This is a genomic window from Kocuria rosea subsp. polaris (assembly GCF_001483755.1).
Taxonomy (GTDB): domain Bacteria; phylum Actinomycetota; class Actinomycetes; order Actinomycetales; family Micrococcaceae; genus Kocuria; species Kocuria cellulosilytica.
Genome location: NZ_LQBK01000006.1, coordinates 38572 through 50656 on the forward strand (window position 1 = coordinate 38572; position 12085 = coordinate 50656).

A 12085-nucleotide genomic window follows, 5' to 3' on the forward strand; every position below is an offset into this window, starting at 1 on the left:
TGCCACCGGCTTGGGGACTCGCCGCGCGGGGCCGCAGGTGGTTGGGGATTCGGCGCGCGGGGGCGCGGCTGATGGGGGACTCGGCGCACGAGGACACCGGGGACGGGGGACTCGGCGCGCGGCTGGGGGAGTGGGGCGTGGCGGGCTCACGTCCGCCGTGCGGGGGCGTGAGGGGAAGTGCACCGGGGCGTTACCCCGTCCGTCGGGGACGGAAACACGGGGTTCCTAGCGTGGGAGCACCGCACGCCGCAGTCGCCGTGCTCCGCCCCGCTCGCCCAGGAGGTCCCCCGTGAGCTCAGAACTGCATCCCGACCCGGCCACCACCGCGGCCCGCACACCGGCGCCCCTGGCCCTGCGCGAGCGGCCCGGCCGCTGGCTGGACGGCTACCGCCCCGAGGACCCCGCGTTCTGGGAGTCCACCGGCCGGCCCATCGCGCGCACCAACCTCACGTGGTCGATCTTCGCGGAGTTCCTCGGCTTCGCGGTCTGGCAGCTGTGGGCCATCACCGTGATCTACCTGCCGGCGGCGGGCTTCACCTTCAGCGACTCGCAGATCTTCTGGCTGATCTCCATCCCGTCCCTCGTGGGCGCCACGCTGCGCATCCCCTACACGTTCATGGTGGGACGGTTCGGCGGCCGGAACTGGACGGTCGTCTCCGCCCTGCTGCTGCTGGTCCCCACGGTGGGCCTGGCCCTGGCGGTCGCCGACCCGGGCACCCCGTTCGCGGTCATGCTGCTGCTGGCGGCCACCGCCGGCTTCGGCGGCGGCAACTTCGCCTCCTCGATGGCCAACATCACCTACTTCTACCCCGTGCGGGAGAAGGGGTACGCGCTGGGGCTCAACGCGGCCGGCGGCAACCTCGGCACGGCCGTGGCCCAGCTGCTCGTCCCGATCGCCGTGACCGTCCTCGCCGCCGGGGCCCTGGACCTCCCGCTCGCCGGGTGGATCTGGGTGCCGTTCATCCTGCTCGCCGCGTGGGGCGCCCGGAAGCACATGCACAACCTCTCCCACGCCAAGGGGGACGTCACCGGGTCCCTGGCCACGGTGCGGGAGCCGCACTTCTGGGTCGTGTCCTTCCTCTACGTGGGCACGTTCGGGTCCTTCATCGGCTTCTCCAGCGTGTTCCCCAAGCTCATCGCGGACACCTTCCCGGAGTTCTCGTCCCTCGGCGTGGGCGCCGCGTCGCTGTCCCTGGCGTTCCTCGGCCCGCTGGTGGGCTCGGTCTCCCGTCCGTGGGGCGGGCGGCTCGCGGACCGCTTCGGCGGCGCGCCGATGACGGTCGCGGTGTTCGCCGTGATGGCGCTGCTCGCGCTCGCCGTGGTGGTCACCCTGCCCCTGGCCGGCTTCTGGCTGTTCCTCGGCCTGTTCCTGCTGCTGTTCACCGCGGCCGGCATGGGCAACGGCTCCACGTACCGGATGATCCCCTCGATCTACCGGGTGCTGGGGCGGCGGCAGCAGCAGGACGCCGCGGTGTCCACCGAGCGCAAGGCCTCGGCGGCGCTGGGCCTGATCGGGGCGGTCGGCGCGTACGGCGGCTTCCTGATCCCGCAGGCCCTGAACCTCTCCAACACCACCACGGGCGCCTACAGCGCGGCGTTCTACGGCTTCGTGGCGTTCTACCTGGTGGCCCTCGTGGTGACCTGGTTCTGCTACCTGCGCCCCGGGACCGAGATGGGCGACAGCCACGTCTGAGCCCGCACCGACCCGCCCGGACGACACCAGGAGCCCCCGCATGAGCACCACGGCCACCCACTGCCCGTACTGCGCCCTGCAGTGCGCCATGACCCTGGACCCGGGGTCGGAGACCGCCGCGGCGCAGGGCTTCCCCGAGGTCGCCGCCCGGCAGTTCCCCACCAACCGGGGCGGGATGTGCCGGAAGGGGTGGACGTCGGCGGAGCTGCTCGCCGACCCGGCGCGGCTCACCGCGCCGCTGCTGCGCGGGGCGGACGGGGTGTTCCGGCAGGTGTCCTGGGACGCCGCGCTGGACCGGATGGCCACGGAGTTCCGCGCCGCCCGGGAGCGGTACGGCCCCGACGGCGCCGGCGTGTTCGGCGGCGGATCGCTGACCAACGAGAAGGCCTACCAGCTGGGGAAGTTCGCGCGGGTGGCCCTGGGGACCTCGCGGATCGACTACAACGGCCGGTTCTGCATGTCCTCCGCGGCGGCCGCGGCCAACCGCTCGCTCGGGATGGACCGGGGCCTGCCGTTCCCCGTGACGGACCTCGACGACGCCCACACCGTGCTGCTGCTGGGCTCGAACCCCGCCGAGACCATGCCCCCGTTCGTCCAGCACCTGCGGCACGCGCAGGAGCACGGCGGCCTCGTCGTCGTCGACCCCCGCCGTTCGGCCACGGCCCGGATGACGGACGACGACGGCGGGGTGCACCTGCAGCCCACCCCCGGCTCCGACCTCGTGCTGCTGCTGGGCCTGGCCCACGTGGTGCTGCACGAGGGCCTGGCTGACCGGGAGTACCTGCGGCGGCGCACCACCGGGCTCGAGGCCTTCCTGCCGAGCGTGAGCGCGTGGTGGCCCGAGCGGGTCGAGCAGGTCACCGGGGTCCCGGCGCAGCGGCTCCGGGCGGCCGCCCACCTGCTGGCCCGCGAGCGGCGGGGGACCTACGTGCTGACCGGGCGCGGCGTGGAGCAGCACGTGGACGGCACGGACACCGCGACCGCCGCGATCAACCTCGCCCTGCTCCTCGGGCTGCCCGGCCGGCCGGGCTCCGGCTGGGGCACCCTGACCGGGCAGGGCAACGGGCAGGGCGGGCGCGAGCACGGCCAGAAGGCCGACCAGCTGCCCGGCTACCGCAGCATCACGGACCCCGCCGCCCGCGCCCACGTGGCCGGGGTCTGGGGCGTGGACCCGGCCGACCTGCCCGGTCCCGGGATCCCGGCCGTGGAGCTGCTGACCACCCTCGGCACCGAGGGCGGCGTCCGCTGCCTGTGGGTCAACGGCTCCAACGTGGTGATCGGGGCCCCGGACACGGCCGCCGTGGTCCGGGGGCTGCAGGCCCTGGACTTCCTGGTGGTCTGCGACTTCTTCTTCTCCGAGACCGCGGAGCTCGCCGACCTCGTGCTGCCGGTGCTGCAGTGGGCCGAGGAGGAGGGCACCATGACGAACCTCGAGGGCCGGGTGCTGCGCCGCCGCCGCGCGCTCGACCCGCCGCCCGGGGCCCGGGACGAGCTGTGGATCATGGCCGAGCTGGCCCGCCGGCTCGGCGCCCCGGGGACGTTCAGCCCCGAGCCGGAGGAGGTCTTCGAGGAGCTGCGCCGGGCCTCGGCCGGGGGCAGGGCCGACTACTCGGGGATCGGCTGGGCCGCCCTGGACGCCGGCGAGGCATGCTGGTGGCCGCAGCCCGCCGGCTCCACGGGCACGCCCCGGGTCTTCCTCGACCGCTTCGGCCACCCGGACGGGCGCGCCGTGCTGGTGCCGGTGCGGACGCGCGCCGCCGGCCGGGCTGTGGACCCGAGCCCGCCGGCCCACCGCCGGGAGCCGCTGCACCGGCCCGGGACCCTGACCCTGGTCACCGGGCGTTATCTGGAGCAGTACCAGTCCGGGAACCAGACCCGCCGCGTGCCCTCGCTGCAGGCGGCGCGGCCCGGGGCGCTGCTGCAGATCCACCCCGCGACCGCGGCCGCCCTCGGCATCGGCGACGGCGCCGCGGTGGAGCTGACCAGCGACCGCGGCCGCGCCGTGGCCCGCGCCGCGCTCAGCGGCGACATCCGCCCCGACACGGTGTTCCTGCCCTTCCACTACGCCGGGGAGCAGACCGCCAACCGGCTCGTGTCCGCCGCGGCCGTGGACCCGGTCTCGGCCATGCCCGAGTTCAAGGCGGCCGCCGTCACCGTCCGGGCGCTCGCCCCCGAGGAGGCTGTCCGATGACCCCGCGCCGCTCCTCCCGCTCGGCCGCCGCCCCGATGCGGCCCAACGAGCACGTGGTGGTGATCGGCTTCGGTCCCGTGGCCGCGCGCTTCGTCGACGACGTCACCGACCTCGCCGCCGAGGGCACGATCCGCCTCACCGTGATCGGCGGGGAGCAGGATCCGGCCTACAACCGGGTGCTCGTGGGCGAGCACGCGGTGGGCCGCGCCGAGCTCGCCACGATGGCCCTGGCCGACCCGGAGGCCCTCGCCCGGGCGGGCGTCGACGTGCTGCTGGGCACCCGGGTGACCCGGATCGACCGCTCCCGCCGCGTCCTGCGCCTCACGGACGGGCGGAGCGGTGCCGCCCGGGAGCTCGGCTACGACCGCGTGGTCCTCGCCACCGGGGCCCGCCCCAACCTGCCCGTGCTGCGCGGGATCAACCCGGACCCGGGCGCCTACGAGCACCTGCCCGCCGGGGTCACGGCGCTGCGGGACCTGTGCGACGCCCGGACCGTGCGCACCGTCGTCGAGCGCCGCGGCCGCGTGGTGGTGCTGGGCGGGGGCGTGCTCGGGCTCGAGGCCGCCCTCGCGGCGAGCGAGGCCGGCTGCCCGGTGACCGTGGTGCACCACGCCCCCTGGGTGCTGACCCGCTCCCTCGACGCCCCCGGCGGGGCGCTGCTGGGCCGGGCCCTCGCGGACGCCGGCGTGGAGGTGCGCTCTGGGACCCCGGCGCGCGAGGTCCTCCTGGACGGGGACCGGGCGTTCCGCGGGCTCGTCCTCGAGGACGGCCGGACCGTGCCCGGCGAGCTGCTGCTGCTCTCGATCGGGGTCACGGCGCGCACGGAGCTCGCCGAGGGCGCCGGGCTGCGCACGGCCCGGGGCATCGTGGTCGACCACGAGCTCGGGGCGGACGTGGAGCAGCGGGTGTTCGCGATCGGGGACTGCGCCGAGGTGCTGTGCCAGGACCCGTCCTGCCGGGAGTGCCCCGGCCGGGAGGGCGCGGGCCCGTCCGGGCTCGTGGGTCCGGGCTGGCGGCAGGCGGAGTGGCTGGCCGCCCGCTTCCGCGCGGAGCTGGCCGCCGTGGCCGAGGGCGGGACCGCGGTGCTCGCGCCCCTGACCACCGGTCCCGCCGGCGCGGTGCGGCTCAAGGCCCGTCAGGTGGAGCTCGCCTGCGCGGGGGAGGTCGGGGGGCCGCCCTGGGAGCCCCGCCCGGACGGCGGGAGCGTGGTGCAGTGGGCGGACGGCGCCGCCGGCAGCTACGCCCAGCTCGTGCTGCGGCCCGACCGCACCCTGGCCGGCTACGTCGTGCTCGGCCTGCCCCGCTCCGCCGCCGGGATCGGGCTGCTCCACGACCGCGGCGAGCCCGTGCCCGAGGACCCGAGCGTCCTGCTGCGCCCCGACGGCCCGGACGCCGGGTCGCAGCAGGAGGCCCGGCCGACGCCGGGGACCACGGTCTGCCACTGCGCCGGCGTCACGCGGGGCCGGATCGCCGAGGCCGTGGAGCAGGGTGCCGCCACCCTCGAGGAGGTCCGCTGCGCCACCCGCGCCGCGACCGGGTGCGGGGGCTGCGGGGACGCCGTGCGCCGGCTCGTCGAGGAGCACGCCGCGGCCGTGTGACGGGCCCGGGGCCGCCGGGACCGGCGGGGCGCCGGTGTGCCCGCGCGCACAAGGGTGGACACGGCGCCGGCCCGTTCCGGTTGGCCGGCACGGCACGGGGTGCGAAGATGGTCGCGCCCGTGGCCCGACGGCACCGTCCGGCTCCGCAGCATGAGCGAACAGCCCGACGGCACCGCCCGACGGCACTGCCCGGCCATGCAGCACGACCGTGCAGCCCGACGGCACCGCACCGCAGCACCACCCGACCGCACCGCACCGCCCGACCGCACCGCCCGATCCCGAGGGCCGGACCCGACGAAGAGGACGACCATCCATGAGGGAGCGCCCCACCGAGAACCTGCCCGCGGCGACCGGCACCGGCGGTGCCGCGCGGCGGAGGACCAGGCGCTCGGTGGGCATCGACGCCGCCCGCGGGCTGGCGCTGATCGCCATCATGTGCGTGCACATCCTGCCCATGTCCTACGCCGCCACGGGCCGGCCCACCGTCAGCTGGATCCTGTTCCCCGGCGACTCCCCGGCCCTGTTCGCCCTCCTGGCCGGCACGGGGTTGGCGTTCACCTCCGGCGGCCGCCGGCCCTACCGGGGCCGCGAGATGACGGCCGCCCGGGCGGGCATCGTGGTGCGCGCGCTGCTGCTCCTGCTCCTCGGGCTGCTCATCGGCCTGCTCATGCCGCCGGAGCCCCCCGCCTACAACATCCTGATCTACTTCGCCGCCTACTTCCTGCTGGCCCTGCCCTTCCTGGGGCTCGGGCCGCGGGCCCTGTTCATCGGTGCGGCGGTCTTCCTGGTGACCGGTCCGCTGCTGCTGCACCTCCTGGCCGACGTGCTGCCGGAGTGGTCCTCCTACAACCCGACCTTCGCCACCCTGGCCGCCGAACCGCTCGCGGTGCTCGGGCAGCTGCTCCTCACGGGCACCTACCCGGCGCTGCCGTACCTGGCCTACGTGCTGACGGGGATGGCCATCGGACGGCTCAACCTGCGCCGGCGCGAGGTCCAGGTCCGGCTGCTCGTGGTGGGCGCGGCGCTCGCGGTGACCGCGAAGCTCGTCTCACGGCAGCTGCTCTACGCCGGGGACGTCTACACGCGCCTGCTCTTCAGCGACCCGGACCTCACCGCGGTGCAGCTCGAGAGCCTGCTCGTCTACGGCCCCACGGGGACGTTGCCGACCAGCACGCCGTGGTGGCTCGTGCTCACCACCCCGGACGTCAACACGCCGTTCTCCGTGGCCTGGAGCCTCGGGGTGAGCCTGGCGGTCGTCGGGACGTGCCTGCTGCTCGCCCGCCGGCACGGGGCGTGGCTGCAGCCGGTGGCCGCCCTCGGGGCGATGACGCTCACCCTGTACACGGCGCACCTCGTCTTCCTGACCTTCGAGCTGTTCTACACCGCTCCCGTGCTCTGGCTGATCGCGAGCCTGGTGCTCTCCGTGCTGTTCGCCCTCGCCTGGCAGCGGGCCTTCGGGGCGGGCCCGGTCGAGCGGGCGATGAGCGCCGCGGTCCGGCCGGTCCGGAGGGCCGTGGCTCAGCGGTCCAGCCGGTAGCCGCGCTTGATCACGGTCCCGACCAGGGGCGCGGGCAGGACCTTCCGCAGCCGGGAGATCACCATCTCCAGGGCGTGCTCGGTCTCCAGACCCGGCACCGCGGACAGCAGCAGCCCCCGCGGGACGACCGCCCCGGGGTGCGCCGCGAGCGCGCGCAGCACCGCGACCTGGGCGTCGGAGAGCGGGACGAACACGTCCTCCAGGGCGGCGCCCGTGCTCATCAGCCGCAGCGTCCCGTGCCGGGTGGGCACCACCAGGGTGCGCTCCTCGACCGCGTGGGTGCACACCGCCCGGACCAGGGCTCCCAGCCGGTAGCGCTCCGGCACGAGCGGCTCCACCCCGGCCTCGCGCAGCGGCCCGGCGCACACGGGCCCCACCGCGGCGGCCGTGACGTCGGTGCGCAGGGCGTCCACGAGGTCCGCCCAGCGGCCCAGCTCCTGGGCGGTGCTGAACAGGGAGTCCACCGCGGGGGCGGCCGTGAAGGTCAGCACGTCCAGGCGCCGCTCGCACACGTCGCGGATCAGGGCGGGCAGACGCTCGCCGTCGTCGGCGGAGAGCCACCGGTACGGGGCCACCGTGTCCACCCGCGCCCCGGCGGCCACGAGGCGTTCCAGCTGGAGCTCGTCGGCCATCCCGTGCAGCTGGACGGCCACGCGGGCGCCGGCCACGCCGTCGGCCACGAGCCGGTCGACCACCGAGGAGGTCCGCTCGTCCTCGGAGACCTCCGCGTCCTCGAGCTCGAGGGCGAGCACCTGGCCCCGGGCCTTCGCCCCGCGGGTGAGGACCCGGGCGGCCCGGAAGGCGTCCCGCAGGTCCTCGCCGAGGCCCGCGGCGTCGGCGGCCTCGAACCACCGGCGCAGCCCGTAGGCCGTGGTCACCACGACGATCTCCGGCCGGTGGGCGAGCAGGGCGCGGGTGTCCTCGACCACCCGGGTGTCCTCGGCCACGGGGGATATCCGCAGGGCGGGCGCGTGCACCACCTGCGCACCGCGGCGCTCCAGGGCGGCGATGAAGTCCGTGGCGCGGCGGTGGGCCGTCACGCCGACGCGGAAGCCGGTCAGCTCCCCGAGCGCGCCGGGTCCGCCGGGCTCACCGGTCGCGGGGCAGGAGGGGGCAGCGGTCATGCCCCGAGCGTAGGTCGGTCCTGTGACCGGGGTGTTTCGCCAGGTTTCCGGTTCCGCACCACCCGTTCCGCACACGGGACGGAGGGAGGGGCGCTCACTGCTCCCCGGGGTGGGCCGGCTCCTCGCCGGGTGCGGCCTCGACGTGCTCGGGACCCGCGGCCACGTCCCGGACCGTGTGGCCGCCGAACTGGTTGCGCATCGCCGCGATCATCCTCATCGCCGGCGACTCGTCCTGCCGGGAGGTGAAGCGGGCGAAGAGGGCGTTGGAGATGTTGGGCACCGGCACCGCGAGGTCCAGGGCGGCCTCCACCGTCCAGCGGCCCTCGCCGGAGTCCTCGGCGTAGCCGGCGAGCCGGTCCAGGTGCTCGTCCTCGTTCAGCGCGTTCACGGCCAGGTCCAGCAGCCAGGACTTGATCACCGACCCCTCGCGCCAGGAGTTGAACGTCTCCCGCACCGAGCGGACGTGGCCGGCGGCCTCGAGCAGCTCCCAGCCCTCGGCGTAGGCCTGCATGATCGCGTACTCGATGCCGTTGTGGACCATCTTCGCGAAGTGGCCCGCACCGTGCTCACCGGCGTGCACGAAGCCGAACTCGCCCGCGGGCTTGAGCGAGTCGAAGATCGGCTGCGCCTTGGCCACGGTGCTCTCGTCCCCGCCGACCATGAGGGCATAGCCCTGGGTGATGCCCCACACGCCGCCGGAGACCCCGCAGTCCAGGTACTCGATGCCCTTCTCGGCCAGCTTCCGCGCCCGGGGGGCGTCGTGGGTCCACCGGGAGTTCCCGCCGTCGATGATCACGTCCCCCGCCCCGAGCAGCCCGGACAGCTCGTCGATCACCGGGTCCACCACCCGGTCCGGGACCATGACCCACACGACCTGCGGCTCATGGTCGATCCGCTCCACCATCGCCTCGAGGCTCTCGGTGTCGGAGAGCTCCGGATCGGTGTCGTAGCCCACGACGGTGTGCCCGGCCTCGCGCAGCCGCTCGCGCATGTTGCCGCCCATCTTGCCCAGCCCTACCAGTCCCATCTGCATGATCCGCTCCCTCGTCGATCGAACGCTGCCGTCGGCCGTCCGCCGCTGCGCGGCGGCACCGGTCCCGGGAGCACCGGCTGTGACCCGCCGGGGTCGTCATCGTGCCCGACGACGGCAGGTCACGGCAATGGGGGGAGGAGGAGGGGAGCAGCGGCGGACGCGCTGGAGCGGACCGTGGACGGACGATGCGGGGCCGGTGCGGTGCCCTGCGCGGCCGGGGATCCTGTCCGGCCCCGAGCGGCTCTCGACGGAGCGCTCGGGCTCAGGCGCCGGCGGCCGCGGCGCCCTCGCGCACGGGGATGCGCGGGCCGGTCAGCAGCACGGGGCCCTCGCCGGCCTCGGCGGCGGCGCGCTCGGCGTCGGTCGCGGGCCGGCGCTGGCCGCGTTCGAGCACGTAGTCCTGGGAGTCGTCCGGGGCGGCGTCGTTGACGAAGGAGCGGAAGCGGCGCAGCCGCTCGGGGTCTCTCAGCGTGGCGGCCCACTCGTCCTCGTAGCGGTCCACGTGCTGGGCCATCGCGGCCTCGAGCTCCCCGCCGATGCCCAGGGAGTCCTCGACGACGACGGCGCGCGCGTGGTCGATCCCGCCGTCGAGCTCCTCCTGCCACCGGGCCGTGCGCTGCATCCGGTCCGCGGTGCGGATGTAGTACATCAGGTACCGGTCGATGTACCGGACCAGGGTCTCGTCGTCCAGGCCCTGGGCCAGCAGCTGGGCGTGGGCGGGGTTCGCCCCGCCGTTGCCGCCGGTGTAGAGGTTCCAGCCGTCGGTCGTGGAGATGATGCCCACGTCCTTGCCGCGGGCCTCGGCGCACTCGCGGGCGCAGCCGGAGACGCCCATCTTGAACTTGTGGGGGGAGCGCAGCCCCCGGTAGCGCAGCTCCAGCCGCACGGCCATGCCCACGGAGTCCTGCACCCCGTAGCGGCACCAGGTGGAGCCCACGCAGGACTTCACGTTGCGCAGCGCCTTGCCGTAGGCCTGGCCGGACTCGAAGCCGGCGTCCACGAGCTCCCGCCAGATCTCGGGCAGCTGCTCGAGCCGGGCCCCGAACATGTCCACCCGCAGGGCCCCGGTGATCTTCGTGTAGAGGCCGTACTTCCGGGCGACCTCGCCGAGCACGATGAGCTTCTCCGGGGTGATCTCCCCGGCCGGGACGCGCGGGACCACGGAGTACGTGCCGTCCTTCTGCATGTTGGCCAGCGCCCGGTCGTTGGTGTCCTGCAGGGCGCCCCGGCCGGAGTCGAGCACGTACTCGTCCCGCTGGGAGGCGAGCACGGAGGCGACCACGGGCTTGCAGATGTCGCAGCCCAGGCCGGTGCCGAAGCGGGCGACGACCTCGTCCCAGGAGCCGAGGTCGAGGGCGCGCACGGCCTCGAAGAGCTCGGCGCGGGAGAGCGCGAAGTGCTCGCACAGCGCCTTCGAGATCTCCACGCCGGCCTTGGCCAGCTCCCGGTCCAGGGTCTTCTTGAGCATCGGCAGGCAGGACCCGCACTGCGTGCCGGCCCGCGAGCACGTCTTCAGCTCACCGATCTCGTGCACGCCGCAGGAGATCTGCTCCCGCACCGCCCCGGTCGTGACGTTGTTGCAGGAGCAGATGACGGCGTCGTCGGGCAGGTCCCCGGCCGGGGCGTCCCCGCCGGAGGCGGAGAGGTAGGCGCCGGGCTCGCCTGGCAGCTCCCGGCCCAGCAGCGGGCGCAGGGCGTTGTACGGCTCGGCGTCGCCCACGAACACCCCGCCCAGCAGGGTCCTCGCGTCCTGGGTGGTCACGATCTTCTGGTACATCCCGCGGGCGGGGTCCGCGTAGACGACCTCGAGGCAGTCCTCGGTCTCGCCGTAGGCGTCGCCGAAGGACGCGACGTCCACGCCGGAGAGCTTGAGCTTGGTCGCGGTGTCGAAGCCGTCGAAGCTGGAGCGCCCGCCCGCGAGCCGGTCCGCGACGATCTCGGCCATGGTGTTCGCGGGGGCCACGAGCCCGAGGCGCTCGCCGTTCCAGGAGGCGACCTCGCCGATCGCCCACACGTGCTCCGCGGAGGTGCGGCACGCCTCGTCGATCACCACGCCGCCGCGCGGGGCGGTCTCCAGGCCGGCGTTGAACGCCAGCCGGTCGCGGGCCCGGATGCCGGTGGCCACGATCACGAGGTCCGCCTCGAGGGCGGGGGAGTCCCGGAACTCGACGGCGCACACCTCGCCGTCGGACTTGCGCAGCCCCACGCCGGAGGGCCGCTCGCCGAGGTGCAGGCGCACGCCGCGCGCGGAGATGAGGGCGTTGAGGGAGCGGCCGGCGCCCTCGTCGAGCTGCGCGTTCATGAGCCACTTGCGGGAGTGCACCACCGTGGCCTCCGCGCCGAGCTCCTGCAGCCCGCCCGCGGCCTCCAGGCCGAGGAGGCCGCCGCCGATGACCACGCCGTGCGGGGTGCGCCCGTAGCGGGCGCGCAGCCGCTCGACCTCGGCGCGGATCCCCGCGACGTCGTCGAGGGTGCGGAAGACGAACGCGTGGTGGGCGCCGGGGACGTCCAGGCGGGCGGCGTCGGAGCCGGTGGCCAGGACGAGCTCGTCGTAGCCGGTCACGGTGCCGTCGGCCGCGGTGACCGTGCGCGCCGCGGGGTCGATCTCGCGGGCCTTCACGCCCTGGCGGAGGTCCACCCGCGGGTCCTGCCACACGGTGCCGCCACCCAGGGTCAGGTCCACCGCGCCGTCGGGGCCGGTCAGCGCCCTGGACAGCTGGACGCGGTCGTAGGGGGTCCACGGCTCGTCGGCGAACACGGTCAGGCGCACGTGGTGGTCCTGCGCGGAGAGCACCGCCTCCGCGAAGCGGTGGGCGGCGGGCCCGCCGCCGACCACGACGACGTGCTGCGGGGACTGCGGCGAGAAGGGGGAGCGCGGCACGGGGACCTCCGGGGATCGGTGAGCGGCT

7 protein-coding genes are annotated in these 12085 nt (G+C 75.3%); 4 read left to right on the forward strand and 3 right to left on the reverse strand.

Annotated features, from left to right (window positions below; translation table 11 throughout):
* The first annotated feature begins 289 nt into the window (after window positions 1-289).
* The 4 genes from AVL61_RS05780 to AVL61_RS05795 all read left to right on the forward strand — a co-directional run bounded on the left by AVL61_RS05780 (window position 290) and on the right by AVL61_RS05795 (window position 7019).
* Complete coding sequence (locus AVL61_RS05780) at window positions 290-1693, forward strand: MFS transporter (RefSeq protein WP_058873415.1); 1404 nt, start codon at window positions 290-292, stop codon at window positions 1691-1693.
* Between the two features lie 40 nt (window positions 1694-1733).
* Entirely contained in the window at window positions 1734-3884 is a 2151-nt protein-coding gene (locus tag AVL61_RS05785; RefSeq protein ID WP_058873416.1) for a molybdopterin oxidoreductase family protein, read from the forward strand.
* Window positions 3881-5482, forward strand: a complete 1602-nt coding sequence (locus AVL61_RS05790) for an FAD-dependent oxidoreductase (RefSeq protein WP_231738289.1) — start codon at window positions 3881-3883, stop codon at window positions 5480-5482. Before AVL61_RS05785 ends, AVL61_RS05790 begins: the two co-directional genes overlap by 4 nt.
* 313 nt (window positions 5483-5795) lie before the next feature.
* Complete coding sequence (locus AVL61_RS05795) at window positions 5796-7019, forward strand: heparan-alpha-glucosaminide N-acetyltransferase domain-containing protein (protein ID WP_058873417.1); 1224 nt, start codon at window positions 5796-5798, stop codon at window positions 7017-7019.
* Here the strand turns inward: AVL61_RS05795 and AVL61_RS05800 are convergent.
* The 3 genes from AVL61_RS05800 to nirB all read right to left on the reverse strand — a co-directional run bounded on the left by AVL61_RS05800 (window position 7001) and on the right by nirB (window position 12057).
* On the reverse strand, window positions 7001-8143 hold the full coding sequence (locus AVL61_RS05800) for a uroporphyrinogen-III synthase (RefSeq protein WP_058873418.1): 1143 nt from the start codon (window positions 8141-8143) through the stop codon (window positions 7001-7003). The two genes, AVL61_RS05795 and AVL61_RS05800, sit on opposite strands and share 19 nt — an antisense overlap.
* 94 nt (window positions 8144-8237) lie before the next feature.
* Window positions 8238-9176, reverse strand: coding sequence for a phosphogluconate dehydrogenase (NAD(+)-dependent, decarboxylating) (gene gnd / locus AVL61_RS05805; RefSeq protein ID WP_058873419.1), 939 nt, complete (start codon window positions 9174-9176; stop codon window positions 8238-8240).
* Between the two features lie 262 nt (window positions 9177-9438).
* A complete protein-coding gene (gene nirB, locus AVL61_RS05810) occupies window positions 9439-12057 on the reverse strand; it encodes a nitrite reductase large subunit NirB (RefSeq protein WP_058873420.1) in 2619 nt (872 codons plus the stop codon).
* Window positions 12058-12085: the final 28 nt, after the last annotated feature.

Bases quoted from the DNA above. Each gene is read 5' to 3' on its own strand.
- AVL61_RS05785 (WP_058873416.1), top strand. From the start codon at position 1,734: ATGAGCACCACGGCCACCCACTGCCCGTACTGCGCCCTGCAGTGCGCC.
- gnd (WP_058873419.1), bottom strand. From the start codon at position 9,176: ATGCAGATGGGACTGGTAGGGCTGGGCAAGATGGGCGGCAACATGCGC.
- AVL61_RS05795 (WP_058873417.1), top strand. From the start codon at position 5,796: ATGAGGGAGCGCCCCACCGAGAACCTGCCCGCGGCGACCGGCACCGGC.
- AVL61_RS05800 (WP_058873418.1), bottom strand. From the start codon at position 8,143: ATGACCGCTGCCCCCTCCTGCCCCGCGACCGGTGAGCCCGGCGGACCC.
- AVL61_RS05790 (WP_231738289.1), top strand. From the start codon at position 3,881: ATGACCCCGCGCCGCTCCTCCCGCTCGGCCGCCGCCCCGATGCGGCCC.